Below are 18,382 nucleotides of genomic sequence, written 5' to 3'. Positions count from 1 at the left end.
TCCTCCAAGTGATTGAATCTATGGCTAGCTCTCCAAGAGCTAGCCATTATTTTTTATAGACATAAAACTGATACTCAACAGTTGATATAGGTAATCGGATTGAAAGGATTGGTCCTATTTCCCATATCAATTCAACAACATTGGGAGTTAACAAGTGAAAAAGTGGCTTGTTGCATTTGCTTCTCTATTGATTTTGGCTGGCTGTGAGCAGCCTGCCGATCAAATTCATTTAAGTGGCCCTACCATGGGGACTTCTTACAACATCAAGTATATCGAGCAAGATGGTATTCCAACGCCAAAAGCGATGCAGACAGAAATTGATCGCTTATTGGAAGAGGTTAATGACCAAATGTCGACCTATCGTGACGACTCAGAGTTAAGTCGTTTTAATCAGCATCAAACGAGCGAGCCATTTACAGTTTCGACACAAACTGCAACGGTAGTGAAAGAAGCAATTCGCCTTAACGGTCTTACTTTAGGTGCATTGGATGTGACGGTCGGCCCTCTAGTTAACCTGTGGGGGTTTGGTCCAGAAGCTCGTCCAGATGTAGTTCCAACCGATGAAGAACTCGCTGCTCGCAAAGCAAATACCGGTATTCACCACCTATCTGTTGATGGTAATACACTGTCCAAAGACCTTCCTAACTTGTACGTCGACCTATCGACGATTGCGAAAGGTTGGGGGGTTGACGTGGTTGCTGACTACCTTCAATCTGAAGGGGTACAGAACTTTATGGTCGAAGTTGGCGGTGAAATGCGTCTCAAAGGTGTCAATCGTGAAGGTGTGCCTTGGCGTATCGCAATTGAAAAACCGACCGTTGATGAACGTTCAATTCAAGAAATTATTGAACCAGGCGACATGGCAATTGCAACAAGTGGTGACTATCGTAATTACTTTGAGAGTAATGGTGTGAGATACTCTCATATTATTAATCCACGAACAGGCAAACCAATTCATCATAAAGTGGTGTCTGTAACGGTATTAGATAAATCGTCGATGACTGCTGATGGTCTTGCAACTGGTCTTATGGTGCTAGGTGAAGACAAAGGCATGGCAATTGCGAACGAAAATAATATTCCTGTTTTCATGATTGTGAAAACGGAAGATGGTTTTAAAGAGTTGGCTTCGGAAGCATACAAGCCATTCATGAAGAAATAACAACAGAAGTGAGCATGTTTTTATGAATACATTTCTAATTACCTTTGCTGTGTTTGTCGCGGTAATCACTGCAATGGCTGTCGGATACATTTTCCAAAAGAAAGTCGTGAAAGGTAGCTGTGGTGGCTTAGGGGCAGTTGGCATCGAAAAAGTGTGTAATTGTCCAGAACCCTGCGATGCGCGTAAAAAACGTGAAGCGCGCGAGGCTGCGCGTGCTGAGAAATTGGCGGCGTGGGAAAAAGATAGAATTGCTTAGTATTGGTTAATCGTACTAAGAAAGTGATAAAGCTCAGCGTTCTGCTGAGCTTTATTTTTAGGCAGCTAACCAAAGCTCAGATGTCCGAGAAAGAGCCCAATACCGTGTTTTGTTGTTTCTTTCTCTCATGTTACAGAGCAAGACCACACTGATAGTCATTAGGACGAAGAAATGATTTGGTTACGTCCGTTCTCTTTGGCCATGTAAAGTCGCTCATCCGCCACTTTTATTTGTTGTTCCAGCTCCCCCTCGATGTTGCTTACACCAATACTCGCGGTCACAAGAATGTTTTTGTCCAAATAAGTTATTGGCGTTTTTTCTATGCGCTGTCTCATTTGTTCTAAGCGTGTTAGAAAGCCGTCATAGTCGCCACTGGCTTGAATACAAAACTCCTCGCCACCAAGCCTAGCGACAATATCATTTGGAAAATAGATTTTTAGAATATTCGCTATCATGACTAACACTGCATCGCCGCCCTCATGTCCGTGTGTATCATTTACTTGCTTAAAGAAATCGATATCAAGCATCGCGATGTTTCTTTGAGCGTTTTCTACATGGGGTTGCTCAAACAGAAAGCGGCGGTTCCATAAGCCCGTTAGCGCATCTTGATTTGCCATTTTAAACAGTTCAGATGTTGCGTCTTTGATATCTAACAGTTGGTGAATACGGCAAAAAAATTCTTCTTGATTAAATGGCTTGTATAAAAAGTCATTGGCCCCTGCTTTTAGAAACCTAGCCGTCATGGTCTTAGAGTTACTACCCGACAAGCCGAGAATGGCTAATTGATTTTTATCCCACTTCCGACGTAATTCACGCACCATAGTAATGCCATCTTTAACGGGCATATCATGGTCGGTTAAAACGAGAGTGATATCTGGATTTTGCTCGACAAGCTCTAGGGCTTTTTGCCCATTGTCAGCTTCCAACGTCTGAATATATTGATGCTCCAAAAGTTGGGCAATGTGTCTTCTTACGGTGTGTGAATCATCAACGACTAAACATTTGTGTTGTTGATTGTTGGTTAGTCGCTTGAGGAGTGGTAATAGATAGGAAACGGACGCCATGCTGTCTTTCAAAATATAGTCGAGGACACCTTTTGCAAGCATCTTTTCGCGAGTGTCTTCTTGAAATCGAGCCGTTAAAACAATGACACGATGACCATGTTCCAAAACGAGGTCAATAATCTCGCCATCTTGAGCATCCGGTAAACAATAGTCTAAAACCGCACAGAAGAGGTCCTGTGCTGAAGATAACAAGTTCTTTGCCTCCGCGTAGCTTTCCGCTGCGATGACCTCATAACCAGCTTGGCTTATTGTTTGGCAAAGAAAGTTTTTAAATGCACGACTATCTTCAACAACCAGAATCTTATTACTCAAGCGCAGTCCCCAAAATTAATTGTTTAAAATCAATGATAACTAAAATTAAACTTATCGCCATCAAAAAACACATGTCAACCAAAAGTAGAACAACTACTCAAATGTTTGACACGCATCCGTTAACATCACATCATTATTCCTGTCTTAGTTATATAATTATGTTTAGCTAACGTAGGGAGAAAGTAGTATGGAAATGCATCAACATGGTATGGCTGAGCTATTTCAACAACTGGGCCTCGGTAGCTCTCCTCAAGAAATGAAAGATTTTATTAATCAACATCGACACAAAAGAGATTCTGCGCCTTTACATGAAGCTAGCTTTTGGACGATGTCACAGGCGAACTTTCTAAAACAAGCCATCGAAGAAGATGCAGATTGGGCCGAATTAGTCGATCAATTGGACGTAATGCTTCGAGATTGACGTTCGCTTAAACACGCCCATTTCTCTTCAGGTAGATTTGATTTATACTGTTTTTTTGAACAGTGCTTTGATGGCTATGTCAGATCGAATTAGAAAAATTATTCATGTCGATATGGATTGTTTTTATGCTGCCGTAGAGATGAGAGATAACCCCAGTTACCGTGGCATTGCACTCGCTGTTGGCGGACATGAAAAGCAGCGTGGAGTGATTAGCACCTGTAATTATGATGCGCGTAAATATGGTGTTCGCAGTGCAATGTCAACGGCGCGCGCGCTGCAACTCTGTCCTCATTTGTTGGTTGTGCCCGGTAGAATGCATGTATATAAGCAAGTCTCTCAGCAGATTCGTGCTATTTTTGAGCGTTATACGCCTATCATTGAACCTCTCTCATTGGATGAAGCATACCTCGATGTCACGGACTCGACAGCTTGCCGTGGCTCCGCTACGTTGATCGCAGAGTCAATTCGCCGCGATATCTGGAGTGAACTTGGGTTGACGGCATCGGCGGGCATTGCTCCGATAAAGTTTCTTGCCAAGGTCGCGTCAGACATGAACAAGCCCAACGGTCAGTTTGTGATTCCGCCAGAGAAAGTCCAAGAGGTTATCGATAGTCTTCCGCTAGAGAACATTCCTGGTGTGGGGAAGGTGAGTCTTGAGAAGCTCCACCAAGCCGGTTTTTATCGATGTGAGGACATTAAAAACAGTGACTATCGAGAGTTGTTGAGGCAGTTTGGTCGTCAGGGTGCCTCCTTATGGCAGCGAAGCCATGGAATTGATAATCGAGAAGTCGTTGTTGAGCGCGAGAGAAAGTCCGTCGGTGTGGAAAGGACATTCAGCCAGAACATCGCAACCTATGATGAATGTTGGCAAGTGATTGAGGAGAAACTTTATCCTGAACTCGAGAAACGTTTAGAGCGTGCAAGCCCAGATAAGTCGATTATTAAACAAGGTATTAAAGTCAAATTTGCCGACTTTCAACTGACAACAATTGAGCACATCCATCCGCAATTAGAGCTTGAGGACTTCAAGATCTTGCTAAGAGATATTCTTAAACGCCAAAATGGACGGGAAATTCGCCTTTTAGGCTTGAACGTGATGCTCAAGCCCGAAGACCAAGCGCGTCAATTGAGCTTTTTTTAGGCCCTTACCTTTTCTACCTGCGTTAATACCTGCTCAAAACTTACATTTGCCATTGCACCATAACCTGCTAGCTTTGAGGCTTTTAGCTGGCTAATCAAAGGAGTGCTGATTCCGCACAAGAAGCGAGCAACGGCATCATTACTGATGGCCGATGGGGAAAGCTGAATAAACTCCCGCGCCCATATCGATACTTGAGATTGTTCAATATCTTCAGGTTCTGGTGCTGTGAATGTGGCGACGTGACCACGACACACGGAGCAGTGACCACATTGCTTTGGTGCATCGTGATCCGCAAAGTAGTTCGCCAATTGTGAGCTCAAACAGTGCTCGGACTGGAACAAGTGCAGCATGGTGTGGATTCTTTCGATATCTTTGCTTTCTTTGGATTGGAACAGTTCATACAGTTGTTGGATTAAAACATCCGAGCTCTGTTTGGTTGGCATAACTGAGTACACGTCCGTCAGTTGTTTGCTCTCTAGTTCTATCCAGCCGTTCTGGTGAAAATAGTCGAGCGCTGCGACAACTCGGCTGCGTTCCGATTGATAGTTCATCCATAGCGCTTCTAGATCAACTTGGCACCACACTTTGGCTTTTTGTGAGCAGGAAAAAATAGCCTCCACAAATTGACGTCGCTCGCCTTGAAATTGATTCACAATAAATTGCTGATCGTGCAAAAACTTAAACCGATATTCCGCAAAGTAACTGTACTTTGCTTCAATGACGTTATGTAGCTCCAAATAAACCAACAAGGTTTTGAGTGGCAATTGGCGGATATTACTTTCACGCGACAAACGCAGTGGCACTACCTCCCATTGTGGAGCATGTTCTTTCGCTTGCTCGACTACATAGTTAATTGACGTAAATTCTGGTGTGTCACCATAGACAAAATTCTCCAACACCGTTAGGCCGGACGTATTGCCTAGCAGAATGCACTCCGAGCGTTGCCCGTCCCTGCCTGCACGTCCAATCTCTTGTGCGTAGTTCTCGATTGATTTGGGTAAGTCGAAGTGAATGACGCGTCGAATATCAGATTTATCGACCCCCATACCAAATGCAATCGTTGCAACAATACAGTCAATTTGGCCATCCATGAACTGCTGTTGGATTTGTTCACGAACGTCGCTTTTCATGCCAGCGTGGTATGCGTGAGCGTTAATGCCAATATGGATTAATGACTTTGCTACTCGTTCTGCTGTTTGCTGCTGCGTCACGTATACGATGGTCGGAAGCTTAGGTGAAGAGGCGATGATCTCACTGAGCTGTTCTTGTTTCTTTGTTTCCTCACACGGGATCACCGAGATATCCAGATTAGAGCGGTAGAAGCCTGTAACGGTAATATGTTCACTGGAAATATCGAACTTTTTTTGCATGTCTTCAATAACTGCAGGCGTTGCCGTTGCGGTGAGAAGTAAAGACTGTGGGATGTTCAGTTCACGTTGATATTGCGGTAGTTTGAGATAATCTGGACGAAAGTTATGCCCCCATTCGGAAATACAGTGCGCTTCATCAATGACCATCAAAGAAATCGGTACTTGGCGAATGAATTCACGAAAACGCTCATTTTTTAGTCGCTCAACAGAAATCATCAAGATTTTGATTTGTCCATTCTTCACGCCAGCCATGACCTGTTGTGCTTCTTCTCTACTTTGACTGCTATCGATAGAAGCGGCCGCGATTCCTTTACTTTGTAAAAAGCTCAGTTGATCCTTCATTAACGCCAACAACGGAGAGATCACCAACGTAAGGTTGGGTAATATGGTTGCAGGTAGTTGATAACAGAGTGACTTCCCCGAGCCTGTAGGAAAGATTGCCGCAGCAGAGTAACCATTCATAACGGCTTCAATAACGGGTTGCTGACCTTGGCGTAATGAGTCAAAACCAAATACAGATTGAAGTGTTTGATGCAGCGAGTCACTTTGCATAATAGGGAAACCTTTCTTTGATGGTAAACTTGGCTACATTAACACACCCCGAATACTAAACGCGCGTCCTAAAAGTATGAACAAAGCTGACTTAGTCCAAATTATCATCCAACATCTGGAAGAAAAACTTCAAGTTGCCCATTCATCGGCTCAGCGAGCTATCGATGCCGCCACAGATGAAGAAACTGTTCCCGAGCACAAGTACGATACATTGGCACTTGAAGCCGCGTATCTTGCTCATGGACAAGCCATGCGAATTCAAGATAGTGAAGAGGAGTTGCGTCAATATCGTTCTTTAGTGACTCGTAACTTTAAGAATGCGCCTGTTGGTGTTGGTGCTTACGTTGTTCTCGCAGATGAGAATTTGATCGAAAAGCACTTCTTTGTAGGCCCTTGCTCTGGTGGTTTGACTGTTCAATATCAGACTCTGGAAGTCTTTGTCTTAACAGCCAAATCTCCTCTGGGTCGAGCGTTGTTCGGGAAAGAAGAGGGTGATGAGGTTGACGTGAAAATAGGAGATAAAACAACTTGTTACGAAGTCGTGACGATTTGCTGACATCTCATGTATCACTCAGTGTTATGTTTAACACGAGTAATGTTAAATAAAAGAGAATGACATGAAAAAGCTTTTTACACTCTCATTGCTGATGGTCAGTGCTACTGGTTATGCAGCGCAGTGTCGTGTGGACATCAATAATGAAGTCCGTATGGATGGGCAAAGCTTGGAAATTCGCCAAACGACAGGTGATAAAGCTGTCGTGGATGAGGATAACAACCTCTTCATCAAAGGTGAGCTAATTGAACTCAATGCCGACCAAAAAGCGGCAATTGAAGACTATCGCGAAAAAATGAACGCGTATATTCCACAAGCAAAGCAATTGGCGAGTGATGGTTTAGCGCTTGCGAATGATATTATTGATGATGTTGCGGAAAGCCTCGATGCACCTGGTGCGTTTGATAATGTAAAAGTCGCAGTAAAGGACTTTTTCGCTGATGTTGAATCACGTTACTACAAAGATGGTGATTTCATCCTGCCTGCGGAGAGTTTTGAGTCTATGACACAAGGGTGGACTGAAGACTTTGCAAAAGCACAAGAGATCTTCAATAAAGAGTTTTTAGCCAGTTCGTTGGATGCTTTATCGAAAAAAATGAAGGAAGAGGGAGGGATAAACCTCACTGCATTATCAGAGAGTATGGCTGAACTCAGCGCGAAAGTAGAAGAGCGTTTAGCCGAGCATTCGAAAGAGGTAGAACAACAAGCAGAAGACTTGTGCGATTCGCTGGATGACATGGCAGGGCAAGAAAACGATCTGTTGAAGAAAATCCCTGAGCTAAAAGATTACCGAGTATTTACGATTTAATTACTCATTAAAAAGCAAAAACTCGATGAGATAAAGAAAGAGAGCACTATTGTGCTCTCTTTGCGTTTTACTCGCTTATTCTTTGATAGCTTATTGCGCATTCATCTCGGTGAGTTTATCGCCGACAGGTTTTGAGAAGTTAAAGCCATCATGCTGATCCCAGTTGATAGACCATGTCATTACTCCTGCATAATTCGGGTAATGGTACGCTGGTTTAACGGTGCCACATGAAGTGCCTTTGGTTAAACAATCTAGTGCGTTGATAATATTCTGTGTTGGAGCCTGCCCTGAATTTGCCGAGCTAGGACCTGAAGGTAAACCGATTGCGACTTGATCATCGCGCAATGGTGCAAATTGAGTGCCGTCGGCCAACTCAAAACCTTCGATAAGCATTTTAGATTGCGCTACCATCATATCCACAGAGCCTTCTGGTGCACTGCCTGGCAGGTATGGGTTTGGCAAACCGCCGTTGTTATATAACTGGACGTGAAGCAAGTCGAGCGTGCTGCGTGTCTCGTTTATCACAGGAATGTAAGCTCCCCAAATACCGCTGTAAGCCACATAGCCGCCTTGAACATAAGGGTGCTCAGGCGCCATGGTTAGGTACATATCTCCACCCATGTTTTGCTCTATTTGAAGCAAAGCACGACCAAGGCGAGCTTGAATTTGCGAGCCATGAACTAAGTTAGAACCACTCTCTAAATCCACATCTAGACCATCAAAGCCCCACTCAGCGATAAGACCTGTTAGGCTAGAGACAAAGTTGGCTTCATCTTGGTCGGTATTCAGCGTAATCGTGCCTTCTGCGCCGCCAAGAGAGAGAACAAACTTCTTACCTTTAGCTTGAAGCGCTGCCATGTCCTGCTTGAATTGTGTTGGATCGAGTGCTGGACAATCGCTGTAAATATCGCCTGAATATAGATTAAAGTGCACAGTGCCATCACTGTTGCGATCATTTTCAGCAAAGGCAATATCAATCACATCCCAAGCATCTGCCATATCTGCTAGACGAATTGGACAGCCCGCACCATTTACAAAATTGTGCCAGTAACCGATGAGTTTATGGCGTTTCTCTACTTGCTCAACCACCGTTATTGCTGCGGCGTCAGACAGTGCATTGCTTCCTGACAAATCCACAGCTTGGGCGCTAACTGTAAAGTTACCAAGTGCAGTTGGTGTCCAGTTGGCTGTGTAAGGTGCTGTGGTATCGGTTGCAACAATAGAGCCGTTGATCATGAAATCAACGTGTTTAATGCCTGAAGTTAAAGACGTTGCATCGGCGCTTAATGCGAGACTTTTGCCTAATCCGACGGTTTGACCGCTGCTTGGTGAAGTCAGAGAGACGACCAAATCTTTATCGCTGACTTCCACACCAACCAGGGACTCTGACGTGTTGTTATCATTATCGGTTGCGACGGCTTTAAGCTGGTTAGCGCCAATAAGTGTGGCGTTCCAAGTAACGGAATATGGCGCTTGAGTGGTGACCCCTAAGCTGGTGTTGTTCGCAAAAAACTCAACTTGCGTGACTGTGCCATCAGCATCGCTTGCGTTTGCCGTGATTTCGTTATTGCTGCCAGCGAGCACGACTTGTCCATCCGTTGGTGCCGTAATGGTAACTTGCGGTGGTGTCGAACAAGCACCTAGGCCACTCCAAGCATCTTGCCAGTATAGCCCTTCACCAGGCTCGTAAGCCCATGTCGCATCCGAGGAGCACCAACCAGCAACATCACAACGATATTTTTGGTTGAAGTGAGAAATCAGGTCGCCAGCTTGATAACTTGTGCCTGCCACATAAGGTACTGCATCTGCACATCCGCCCGTTCCGGTTTCTGAATTACTAATAACCAGCGCTACTTCTTGGCTCATCGTTGCGAGGTTTGTATCATCAGTCGCTTGTGCTTTGAACGAGTATGTACCTGGACTAGCGGTCCATTGATATTCGTAAGGTGCGCTAGTATCAATGGCGACAGATTGATTGTTTACGAAGAACTCAACTTGTGTGACCACACCATCAATATCGTCAGCTTGAGCGGCTACGGTTAGGTTATCGCCTACATTAAGCACTTCTGTGCCTACTGGGCTTGTCAATGAAATGCTTGGTGGCGGTAATTCGACTTGTGGTTGAACTTGGATAGAAATCGTCGTGGTGCTAACAGCTCCCTCATTATCTGTCGCAATTGCGGTCAATTGCGAGATCCCTTCAATAGCTGTCCAAGAAGCTTCGAATGGTGCTTGAGTTACCACAGCAACGGTTTGGTTGCCTGCAACAAACTCAATTTGTGTGATTTGGCCATCTTCGTCAGTTGCGTTGGCTAACAAAGTGATCGCACTGCCTTCGGGAATTTGTGCGTTGTTTATTGGAGAGGAGAACGACACCGTTGGTGATAAATTGTTGCTTCCACCATCACATTGCCCTAACGCTTTCCATGCTTCCCAAGATCCTGAGTTGGTCACGGGATCATTGCCTTGCGTCCAATATGCAGCCTCATAAGCGGCTCCTTGCGTTTTTACTAAAGCGCCCGATGTATAAGTCGCAGTGCTGTCCCAGTCGGGTAAACTTTGACAGTTATAGGCTTGAGCTTGGTAGCTGGCGCTGAGTGCTACAACCATCGCTCCGTGAAGTAGGGTGACCTTCATTTTCCTCTCCTTGAATCATGGGTATAAATGAGAACAGAGTAATAACTAGCTGATAAATAGACATTAGGGGGAAAAAGCGAAGCACAATATTCTGCTTTTCGACACAGTATCACGAGGAACAGTTCGTCCCTTACACCAGAGCTCATTATTTTTCGGCTCACTTCACGGCAGAAGGATTGGTAAAATTCAGCCACGTAAAACGAACAACAGTCGCGAGGCTTTTGAGCGATGAATATGAGATGTACGTTAAAATTTACAAGCTGAATGACTACAAATTGTTTCAACTGTCGAGGATTTAACCGAGGTGCTCTTGTTGAATAGTGAATATTGCTATAGTGTACTAGTTAGCTAGTTCAATGATATTTTTGTGTGAGTAGTATGACACAGCAAACCTCTTCTCAGCCTCGCGAGCATTTTGGCTCTCGTCTCGGGTTCATCTTAGCTGCCGCAGGTGCCGCAGTTGGCCTTGGCAATATTTGGGGCTTCCCAACTCAAGCAGCCAGTAATGGTGGCGGTGCTTTCCTGTTAGTTTATTTGGTGATGATTCTTATCGTCGCATTTCCGATGCTGGTGGTTGAAATGGCGATTGGTCGCCATGGTCAAGCCAACCCTGTAGACAGTATGCGTGCAATCACAGATAACCCTACCGGTAAAAAACTCGGCGGCATTGTGGGTTGGATTGGTTTAAGCGTACCAAGCGCTGTCTTAGCGTTTTATTCAATTGTTGGTGGTTGGTTGATCTGCTTTTTACTGGGTGCAATCACAGATCTAATGGGGTTAGAAGCTGCAACTCAATGGCTAAAGGGCTTTAGTGTTGAACGTAACTTGTTCGGAACCATTACTTTTTATGTACTGACGATTCTCATCGTACAAGGTGGCGTAAAACAAGGTATTGAGAAGTGGTCCACACGTTTGATGCCAGCATTGTTTGTTCTGTTTGCTCTGCTATTTGCTTACATCATGACGCAAAACGGTGCGATGGAAGGTCTGAAACATTACCTAGTGCCGGATTTTGAAAAGGTATGGGACCGCAAGTTGATTCTTGCTGCAATGGGACAGGGCTTCTTCTCGCTTACGATCGGTGGCTGCTCAATGTTGATTTACGGGTCTTACTTGAGTAAGAAAGAAAACCTACCAAAGATGGCGATGAACGTGACCATGGTAGATACTGCCGTTGCTTTCATTGCAGGATTAGTGGTGATGCCAGCGATGTTTGTGGCAATGCAAAAGGGCGTTCAGATCTATGCAGAAGATGGCTCTCTATTAAGCTCTGATACGTTGGTATTTACCGTATTGCCATTGATGTTTGATAGCTTAGGTTTGCTTGGTCAATTGTTCTCTATTGTGTTCTTCTTATTACTGACGATTGCGGCGCTAACGTCCTCCATTTCAATGTTAGAGTGTCCAGTGGCTTTAGTGAGTGAGCGCTTCAATACTAAGCGCAGCGCAACGAGCTGGGTTTTAGGTGGTCTCATTGCCTTGTTCAGTGTGGTGATTGTTTATAACTTTGGCGCTCTGTTTGGTATGGTCGCGACGGTTGCTACTCAGTATCTACAACCAACCGCTGCGCTCTTATTCTGCTTATTTGGTGGTTGGGTATGGAATCGCAACTCAAAAATCAAAGAGCTTGAGCAAGGTTGCCCGGAGTTTACGCAAGGTTGGTTTGGTAAGTTATGGCCTGCGTATGTGAAGTTTGTATGTCCAATTCTTGTGGCGACAGTCATCTGGGCTTCATTTGGCTAACCGAGACGTCTATCGAATAAAAGAAAAGGGCTTGATGGTAACTCATCAAGCCCTTTTTCATATTGGTTATTCTCGTTTCGGTTATCCACCAAGCATGGTGTGGATTAACGGAATTGTCCTGCTTCTGGAAGAAAGTCAAAACCAGCAGAAGCCAGTTTTGTCTCCAGTGCTGTGCGCTCGATATCGAAGAAAGCCACCAGTTTGTCCAGATCACCTCCGAAGTCATCGCGTAGCTTCATATTCACAATGCTCATCAGCATGACAGGGTCCATGGATTCAAAGTTCGCTAGATTCATTACTTATCCTCAAAATCTGAAATCAGTAGGTTTGCCGCAGCAAATGCCGCTTTTTCACGCACTTCTTTTGGTAGCGATTCATCCGCTGCAACATCGTTCAGTGCTTTAACTGCACATGAAATTGCTTGGGGAATATAAGCTTGATCGCCACTACCAATCTGAGCATAAAGCTCACGAACCAGTTCACAACAGCCGTATACTTGCATGTTTTCTTTCCACTAAATGATAACTTATCTCAATATACACACAGCGGATTTGAAACTCAAAGTACAGAGTTGTTTTGGCTCAAGTTGAAGGTTTGCTTGAGCGAGATTTAATCACTGCATTTGTGCTTCTAACTGCTGAGTGACTTCTGGTGAAAGTTGAAGTTGTTTTGCTAGTTCTTGCAGATACGCTTTTTCCATAAAGTTTTGTTCATCAGCGACGATCAAAGACGCTAGGTAAATTTCTGACGCTTGTTGAGGAGAGGTCGCCTGATTAGCAATTTCAGCAGGATCAAGCGGTTTGTTTAACTCTTGCTGAACGAGGTGACGAACGTGCTCATCTGCGCCCATATCCGCGAGAGCTTGTTCAATGCGAGCCATTTCCTCTTCATCAACGTGACCATCAGCTTTTGCAGCTCCAATCATTGCTTTTAAAATTAAGACACTGTGTTTACTGTCATCGGGATCAAAGGTTTCTTGAACACCTTGACCGGATTGCTTGGCTTGCCAGTCGTTATACACTTTGTAGGCCAAGGCTCCAAGCGCAGCTGCGCCACCGACTTTTAATGCGCTTGACCCTACTTTTTTAGTCATTTTTTTACTTTTCTTTGAGCCCATCAGCATACCGATGAGGCCTCCGCCTACAGCACCTGCTCCTAGCGTTTTTAGGCTACTTGAATTTGATGAGGATTTGATGTTGTTGGTTTGTTTGCCCAATGCATCTGCACCTTGCTTAAGTAAGTCTGATTTGAGTGCTTGGTTTAGAAGACTTTTTAAATCCATAACTGACCTCCTTTAGATGATGAAATCAGTTTAATAGCAAGAAGCTGAACCAAAGATTAACAAAGTGAATAGTTCGAAAAAGGTGGAGGGGGGGCGTTGAGCTGTAATAAAAAGGGCTGACCGAAGCCAACCCTTTTTAACTATTTGAAACTACTTCAAATGCGAACTCGTCGAGTGCTTACTTTAGTTGAGCTTTTACGTGCTCAACAATGTCAGTCATTGCGACTGCTGTTTTCTCACCAGTAGCACGGTTCTTGTATTCGAAGTTGCCTTCTTTCATTGAGCGGTCACCGATAATAATTGTATGCGGTACACCAATAAGCTCCATGTCAGAGAACATTACGCCTGGGCGTTCTTTACGGTCGTCAAATAGCACTTCGATGCCCATTGCCGTTAGCTCAGCGTACAATTTCTCAGCGGCTTCTTTCACTTCTTCTGACTTGTGCATGTTCATTGGAACGATCGCTACCTGGAATGGTGCGATTGCATCTGGCCAGATGATGCCGTATTTGTCGTGGTTTTGTTCAATAGCAGCCGCTACTACGCGAGTGATACCGATACCGTAACAACCCATTTCTAGGATGACGTTCTTACCATCAGGACCCAGTACACCACAGTTCATCGCTGCGGAGTAAGCGTTACCTAGTTGGAAAATATGGCCAACTTCGATACCACGCTTAAGCTGGATAATGCCCTTGCCACATGGGCTTGGGTCACCTTCCACAACGTTACGTAGGTCTTCAACTTGGCCAAGCTCTACATCACGACCCCAGTTAATACCGAAGTAGTGTTTGCCATCGATGTTCGCGCCCGCACCGAAGTCGCTCATTACCGCAACGCTGCGGTCAACAATGAACGGCAGTTTAAGGCCAACAGGGCCAAGTGAACCTGGGCCTGCACCGATAAGCGCACGAATTTCTTCTTCAGATGCCATTTCCAGTGGAGCTGCAACCTGAGGAAGGTTTTCTGCTTTCACTTCGTTCAGTTCATGATCACCACGAATAATAAGCGCGATGATTGGCGCATCAACTTCGTCAGATGCTTTCACAAACAGTGTTTTCACTGTTTTTTCAATTGGTAGGTCGAACTGCTCAACCAATTCAGCGATTGTTTTCGCGTTTGGCGTATCAACCAACGTCATTTCTTGTGTTGGTGCCGCAGCCTCAGAGGCTGGAGCTAGTGCTTCTGCTTTTTCAATGTTTGCCGCGTAATCTGACTCGCTAGAAAATGCGATGATATCTTCGCCGCTTTCAGCCAGTACGTGGAACTCTTGAGAGCCGCTACCACCGATAGCACCGCTATCTGCAAGTACAGGACGGTAATCCAGACCCATGCGATCGAATGCTTTACAGTAAGCATCATGCATTGCGTCGTATGACTTTTGTAGTCCGTCTTTATCAATGTCAAAGCTGTACGCATCCATCATTGAGAATTCACGTGAACGCATTACGCCAAAACGTGGGCGTCGTTCGTCACGAAATTTAGTTTGGATTTGGTACAGGTTTAGCGGAAGCTGTTTGTAAGAGCTCACTTCATTGCGAACAAGGCTAGTGATCACTTCTTCAGCGGTTGGGCTAAGTACAAACGGACGAACATGACGGTCAGTAAAGCGAAGTAGCTCAGGGCCCATCTTTTCGCTGCGGCCTGTCTCTTCCCATAGTTCAAACGGCTGAACAACGGGCATCAAAGTTTCGACTGCGCCTGCATTGTCGATTTCTTGACGAACGATGTTTTCGACTTTACGCAGTACACGTAGACCAGTAGGTAGCCAGGTGTATAAACCTGAAGCCAGCTTACGGATCATACCTGCACGTAGCATGAGCTGGTGGCTCACTACTTCTGCGTCGTTTGGAGTCTCCTTCAGAGTAGAAAGAAGATAATTACTGGTACGCATTAAATTTATCCGTTTATTTAAGTTAGATACTCAAGCTTGAATAAGCAGGAGTATGGGAGTTCCCTAAAGGGAAATTTGTTAGCCGTCTATAATATCAGCCAATTGCGTTTGTCAAAAGCTTTCAATAGCGGTAACCGTTATTAAGTTGCTTGTTGCTGTGAACTTTACGTTCAAGTCGAACAAATTTACCGCATATTCTTTGTCGTCCGGCTTGTTTTTCTTATATGCAGGGCGAGGATCTTGTGCCAGAACTTGTTCAATGACTGATCTTACATAGTCAGTATCGGATCGATTTTCTATCGTTGCTAATGCTTGAGCAGAAAAGGTGACTTGTGACTTTTCTGGCTCTTGGTCTGCGTATCCGCCTTGTGCTTCCGAAATAGAATCCGAATAGGGGATATAAGGCTTAATATCCACAATCGGTGTCCCATCCACGAGATCTACACTGCCTAAATCAAGATAGATTTGATCGCCTTGCTTAGTGACTCCTTTCACTTCAACGGCTGACATTCCGATTCCGTTTGGACGGAAAGTCGAGCGCGAGGCAAAGACACCAATTCGTTCATTGCCGCCTAATCGTGGCGGACGTACAGTTGGTTTCCAACCAGCTTCCAGGTTCTGATCAAATAGAAACAACAACCAAACGTGAGAGAACTGTTCTAGCCCACGCACTGCTTCAGGGCTATTTGCTGCACCTAACAGTTTTACGCGTGCTTTAGCCTCTGGTACTAAGCGTGGTTGGCGCGGAACTGCAAACTTTTCTTTGTACGGTGTCTCAATGACGCCGATGGGTTCGATGGAATACATGATGGACATCTTTAAGAATTCATTGAGATGAAAAGTATCACAAATTTCTCTTGCTTTTCTTGTTGATAATGATTATTAATTAAAATGTTATAACATAACAATTTAATTGAAAGGAAAAGTATTATGAAACCAGGAATCCACCCTGAATATCGTCCTGTGGTGTTCCACGACACCAGTGTAGATAAGTACTTTGTCGTTGGTTCTACGTTGAAAACGGAGAGAACCATCGAATGGAAAGATGGCAAAACTTACCCTTACTTTACGTTAGATGTGTCGTCAGCTTCTCACCCGTACTACACCGGTAAACAGCGCGTTGTACAAACCGAAGGTCGCATTGCGAACTTCAACCGTCGTTTTGGTCAATTTAAGAGCGAAAAGGAATAAATCATGAAGGTAGTAAAATCATTAAAAAGTGCAAAAAGTCGTCATCCGGATTGTCAGATTGTAAAACGGAGAGGGCGTCTTTATGTCATTTGTAAAACGAACCCGAGATTCAAAGCTGTGCAAAAGTAATCAACCTGCATATATCTAACTTATGGTTTTGTTTAATTGATAATGTTGAGTTAATTATTTTACATGGATGAAATATCTACATTTTTATTCAATGTTGGTTATAAATGCCTCTGTTCGTCACAGTTTGTAACATTTAGGGCTTTTATTTGACCTTCTACTCAAGTACCCTTCGCACGCTTTTTGACATTTTTGTCACATTTGCATAGGAATAAAAACAAGGAGGGAACAGATGAGTTCATCTGATTCAATTAAACAAAACTCGCCTAAGAAGCCGCTGTTTACGCGCTTTTTGGATACTGTCGAATATTTGGGGAACTTATTACCCCACCCGATCACACTATTTGCCATTTTCTGTTTAGCCATTCTGGTGATGTCGGGTATTGCAGGATACTTCGAAGTTTCCGTAGTTGACCCTCGTCCTGAGGGTGCAAAAGGTCGTGCCGCGGATGGCATGATTCATGTCGTTAGCTTGCTTAACGCTGATGGCCTTGAACTAATCGTTACCAATCTAGTGAAAAACTTTGTCGGCTTTGCACCTTTGGGTACGGTATTGGTTGCGATGTTGGGTGTTGCTATTGCTGAATACTCAGGCTTGCTATCTGCAGCAATGCGTGGCTTAGTCATGGGTGCATCTCAACGCATGGTAACAGTGACGGTCGTTTTCGCGGGTATCATTTCAAATACGGCATCAGAGCTTGGCTATGTGGTACTTATTCCACTGGCTGCAATGCTGTTCCATTCTTTAGGTCGTCATCCACTTGCCGGTCTTGCTGCGGCGTTCGCTGGTGTATCTGGTGGTTACTCAGCAAACCTACTTATTGGTACGGTTGACCCGCTGTTGTCAGGCATTACTGAAACGGCGGCGCAAATGATTGACCCAACTTACACTGTTGGTCCAGAAGTTAACTGGTACTTCATGTTTGTGTCGACATTCTTCATTGCAATCACAGGTGCGTTTGTTACTGAAAAAATTGTTGAGCCAAAGCTTGGCAAATACAGTGAAGAAGAAGCCTCAGAAGATTTGTCGAATGACAAAATGGGTGGCTTAACAGACATTGAGAAGAAAGGCCTAAAACTAGCAGGTGTTGCTGTACTGGTTGTTTCAGCGCTGCTTGCTTGGACGGTTGTTCCAGAAGACGGCATTCTACGTTCTGATGCAGGTACAATTGCAGGTTCACCATTCCTGAAAAGTATCGTGGCATTCATCTTTGTGTTCTTTGCTATTCCAGGCTTTGTGTTTGGTAAAGTTGTTGGCACGATGAAGACGGATCGCGATGTAATTGATGCAATGGCGAAATCTATGTCTTCTATGGGCATGTACATTGTATTAGTTTTCTTTGCGGCTCAGTTCGTTGCTTTCTTTAAATGGACTAACTTCGGTCAGGTATTCGCGGTTGCTGGCGCTAGCTTCCTGCAAGAAATTGGCTTAACTGGTCCAATGTTGTTCTTTGCCTTCATCCTGATGTGTGGCTTTATCAACCTAATGATTGGTTCGGCATCGGCACAGTGGGCAGTAACGGCTCCGATTTTTGTTCCTATGTTGATGCTTGTTGGTTATGCACCGGAAACGATTCAGGCTGCTTACCGAATTGGTGACTCGACGACAAACATCATTACTCCAATGATGAGCTACTTTGGTTTGATTCTTGCCGTAGCGACTCGTTACATGAAGAACTTAGGTATCGGTACGCTGATCGCGACCATGCTACCTTACTCAATCTGCTTCATTGTAGGTTGGAGTGTGCTGTTCTACCTATGGGTATTCGTATTTGGTTTACCAGTAGGCCCTGGCGCAGCAACATACTACACACCGTAGAAAACGGTTTCCTCACACAGCTCCATTATAAAAAGCCTGCGAACGTCGCAGGCT

The 18,382-nt window shown here is 44.5% G+C and carries 18 protein-coding genes; 10 read left to right on the top strand and 8 right to left on the bottom strand.

Going from position 1 to position 18,382, the window contains the following annotated elements; genetic code table 11:
* Nucleotides 1–154: 154 nt before the first annotated feature.
* Nucleotides 155–1,159, top strand: coding sequence for an FAD:protein FMN transferase (locus tag R7Z41_RS10720; protein WP_005380272.1), 1,005 nt, complete (start codon nt 155–157; stop codon nt 1,157–1,159).
* A gap of 22 nt (nt 1,160–1,181) precedes the next feature.
* Complete coding sequence (gene nqrM, locus R7Z41_RS10715) at nt 1,182–1,415, top strand: (Na+)-NQR maturation NqrM (RefSeq protein ID WP_005380273.1); 234 nt, start codon at nt 1,182–1,184, stop codon at nt 1,413–1,415.
* Between the two features lie 158 nt (nt 1,416–1,573).
* On the opposite strand, the gene R7Z41_RS10710 is transcribed toward nqrM, so the two are convergent.
* The gene (locus R7Z41_RS10710) at nt 1,574–2,791 is read right to left on the bottom strand and encodes a response regulator (RefSeq protein ID WP_005380276.1); all 1,218 of its coding nucleotides are present in this window, start codon (nt 2,789–2,791) and stop codon (nt 1,574–1,576) included.
* A gap of 187 nt (nt 2,792–2,978) precedes the next feature.
* Between R7Z41_RS10710 and R7Z41_RS10705 the strand changes: the two genes are divergently transcribed.
* Both R7Z41_RS10705 and dinB read left to right on the top strand, forming a co-directional pair.
* Nucleotides 2,979–3,212: a DUF2789 domain-containing protein gene (locus R7Z41_RS10705; protein ID WP_005380277.1), complete on the top strand. Its 234-nt coding sequence runs from the start codon at nt 2,979–2,981 to the stop codon at nt 3,210–3,212.
* Nucleotides 3,213–3,288: 76 nt separating this feature from the next.
* Nucleotides 3,289–4,353 (top strand): DNA polymerase IV, encoded by a 1,065-nt coding sequence (dinB, locus tag R7Z41_RS10700; RefSeq protein WP_025768236.1) that lies wholly within the window; start codon nt 3,289–3,291, stop codon nt 4,351–4,353.
* On the opposite strand, the gene R7Z41_RS10695 is transcribed toward dinB, so the two are convergent.
* A complete protein-coding gene (locus R7Z41_RS10695; RefSeq protein ID WP_225477688.1) occupies nt 4,350–6,275 on the bottom strand; it encodes an ATP-dependent DNA helicase RecQ in 1,926 nt (641 codons plus the stop codon). The two genes, dinB and R7Z41_RS10695, sit on opposite strands and share 4 nt — an antisense overlap.
* A gap of 76 nt (nt 6,276–6,351) precedes the next feature.
* Here R7Z41_RS10695 and R7Z41_RS10690 point away from each other — a divergent pair, with 76 nt between their 5' ends.
* Together R7Z41_RS10690 and R7Z41_RS10685 are read left to right on the top strand one after the other, a co-directional pair.
* A complete protein-coding gene (locus tag R7Z41_RS10690) occupies nt 6,352–6,831 on the top strand; it encodes a GreA/GreB family elongation factor (protein ID WP_005380280.1) in 480 nt (159 codons plus the stop codon).
* A gap of 61 nt (nt 6,832–6,892) precedes the next feature.
* Nucleotides 6,893–7,636 (top strand): YggN family protein, encoded by a 744-nt coding sequence (locus R7Z41_RS10685; RefSeq protein ID WP_005380283.1) that lies wholly within the window; start codon nt 6,893–6,895, stop codon nt 7,634–7,636.
* 90 nt (nt 7,637–7,726) lie between these two features.
* Here the strand turns inward: R7Z41_RS10685 and R7Z41_RS10680 are convergent, their stop codons facing one another.
* Entirely contained in the window at nt 7,727–10,273 is a 2,547-nt protein-coding gene (locus tag R7Z41_RS10680; protein WP_053304077.1) for an Ig-like domain-containing protein, read from the bottom strand.
* 378 nt (nt 10,274–10,651) lie between these two features.
* On the opposite strand from R7Z41_RS10680, the gene R7Z41_RS10675 reads away from it, so the two are divergent.
* Entirely contained in the window at nt 10,652–12,016 is a 1,365-nt protein-coding gene (locus R7Z41_RS10675; protein WP_033905531.1) for a sodium-dependent transporter, read from the top strand.
* Between the two features lie 104 nt (nt 12,017–12,120).
* Here R7Z41_RS10675 and R7Z41_RS10670 read toward each other — a convergent pair whose 3' ends face one another.
* The 5 genes from R7Z41_RS10670 to tsaA form a co-directional block, all read right to left on the bottom strand.
* Entirely contained in the window at nt 12,121–12,312 is a 192-nt protein-coding gene (locus R7Z41_RS10670; RefSeq protein ID WP_005380289.1) for a DUF4250 domain-containing protein, read from the bottom strand.
* The gene (locus R7Z41_RS10665) at nt 12,312–12,518 is read right to left on the bottom strand and encodes a YaeP family protein (protein ID WP_005391765.1); all 207 of its coding nucleotides are present in this window, start codon (nt 12,516–12,518) and stop codon (nt 12,312–12,314) included. Before R7Z41_RS10665 ends, R7Z41_RS10670 begins: the two co-directional genes overlap by 1 nt.
* A gap of 111 nt (nt 12,519–12,629) precedes the next feature.
* Nucleotides 12,630–13,298, bottom strand: coding sequence for a tellurite resistance TerB family protein (locus tag R7Z41_RS10660; RefSeq protein WP_017820764.1), 669 nt, complete (start codon nt 13,296–13,298; stop codon nt 12,630–12,632).
* Between the two features lie 178 nt (nt 13,299–13,476).
* Nucleotides 13,477–15,192 carry a proline--tRNA ligase gene (locus tag R7Z41_RS10655; protein WP_170890493.1) on the bottom strand — a complete coding sequence of 572 codons (1,716 nt, stop codon included), beginning with the start codon at nt 15,190–15,192 and terminating at the stop codon, nt 13,477–13,479.
* 111 nt (nt 15,193–15,303) lie between these two features.
* Nucleotides 15,304–15,999 carry a tRNA (N6-threonylcarbamoyladenosine(37)-N6)-methyltransferase TrmO gene (gene tsaA / locus R7Z41_RS10650; protein WP_005380294.1) on the bottom strand — a complete coding sequence of 232 codons (696 nt, stop codon included), beginning with the start codon at nt 15,997–15,999 and terminating at the stop codon, nt 15,304–15,306.
* 123 nt (nt 16,000–16,122) lie between these two features.
* Between tsaA and R7Z41_RS10645 the strand changes: the two genes are divergently transcribed.
* From R7Z41_RS10645 to R7Z41_RS10635, 3 genes are all read left to right on the top strand, one after another.
* Nucleotides 16,123–16,383: a type B 50S ribosomal protein L31 gene (locus tag R7Z41_RS10645; RefSeq protein WP_005380295.1), complete on the top strand. Its 261-nt coding sequence runs from the start codon at nt 16,123–16,125 to the stop codon at nt 16,381–16,383.
* 3 nt (nt 16,384–16,386) lie between these two features.
* On the top strand, nt 16,387–16,512 hold the full coding sequence (gene ykgO / locus R7Z41_RS10640; protein WP_005380299.1) for a type B 50S ribosomal protein L36: 126 nt from the start codon (nt 16,387–16,389) through the stop codon (nt 16,510–16,512).
* A gap of 229 nt (nt 16,513–16,741) precedes the next feature.
* Nucleotides 16,742–18,328 (top strand): AbgT family transporter, encoded by a 1,587-nt coding sequence (locus R7Z41_RS10635; protein ID WP_005380301.1) that lies wholly within the window; start codon nt 16,742–16,744, stop codon nt 18,326–18,328.
* Nucleotides 18,329–18,382: the final 54 nt, after the last annotated feature.

Source organism: Vibrio sp. 1457 (genome assembly GCF_033340195.1).
Taxonomy (GTDB): domain Bacteria; phylum Pseudomonadota; class Gammaproteobacteria; order Enterobacterales; family Vibrionaceae; genus Vibrio; species Vibrio alginolyticus.
This window is presented reverse-complemented; position numbering and strand designations above follow the sequence as displayed.

Excerpts from the sequence above, each read along its gene's own strand:
- nqrM (WP_005380273.1), top strand. The coding sequence starts at position 1,182 with ATGAATACATTTCTAATTACCTTTGCTGTGTTTGTCGCGGTAATCACT.
- R7Z41_RS10705 (WP_005380277.1), top strand. The coding sequence starts at position 2,979 with ATGGAAATGCATCAACATGGTATGGCTGAGCTATTTCAACAACTGGGC.
- dinB (WP_025768236.1), top strand. The coding sequence starts at position 3,289 with ATGTCAGATCGAATTAGAAAAATTATTCATGTCGATATGGATTGTTTT.
- R7Z41_RS10695 (WP_225477688.1), bottom strand. The coding sequence starts at position 6,275 with ATGCAAAGTGACTCGCTGCATCAAACACTTCAATCTGTATTTGGTTTT.
- R7Z41_RS10690 (WP_005380280.1), top strand. The coding sequence starts at position 6,352 with ATGAACAAAGCTGACTTAGTCCAAATTATCATCCAACATCTGGAAGAA.
- R7Z41_RS10685 (WP_005380283.1), top strand. The coding sequence starts at position 6,893 with ATGAAAAAGCTTTTTACACTCTCATTGCTGATGGTCAGTGCTACTGGT.
- R7Z41_RS10680 (WP_053304077.1), bottom strand. The coding sequence starts at position 10,273 with ATGAAGGTCACCCTACTTCACGGAGCGATGGTTGTAGCACTCAGCGCC.
- R7Z41_RS10675 (WP_033905531.1), top strand. The coding sequence starts at position 10,652 with ATGACACAGCAAACCTCTTCTCAGCCTCGCGAGCATTTTGGCTCTCGT.
- R7Z41_RS10670 (WP_005380289.1), bottom strand. The coding sequence starts at position 12,312 with ATGAATCTAGCGAACTTTGAATCCATGGACCCTGTCATGCTGATGAGC.
- R7Z41_RS10665 (WP_005391765.1), bottom strand. The coding sequence starts at position 12,518 with ATGCAAGTATACGGCTGTTGTGAACTGGTTCGTGAGCTTTATGCTCAG.
- R7Z41_RS10660 (WP_017820764.1), bottom strand. The coding sequence starts at position 13,298 with ATGGATTTAAAAAGTCTTCTAAACCAAGCACTCAAATCAGACTTACTT.
- R7Z41_RS10655 (WP_170890493.1), bottom strand. The coding sequence starts at position 15,192 with ATGCGTACCAGTAATTATCTTCTTTCTACTCTGAAGGAGACTCCAAAC.
- tsaA (WP_005380294.1), bottom strand. The coding sequence starts at position 15,999 with ATGTATTCCATCGAACCCATCGGCGTCATTGAGACACCGTACAAAGAA.
- R7Z41_RS10645 (WP_005380295.1), top strand. The coding sequence starts at position 16,123 with ATGAAACCAGGAATCCACCCTGAATATCGTCCTGTGGTGTTCCACGAC.
- ykgO (WP_005380299.1), top strand. The coding sequence starts at position 16,387 with ATGAAGGTAGTAAAATCATTAAAAAGTGCAAAAAGTCGTCATCCGGAT.
- R7Z41_RS10635 (WP_005380301.1), top strand. The coding sequence starts at position 16,742 with ATGAGTTCATCTGATTCAATTAAACAAAACTCGCCTAAGAAGCCGCTG.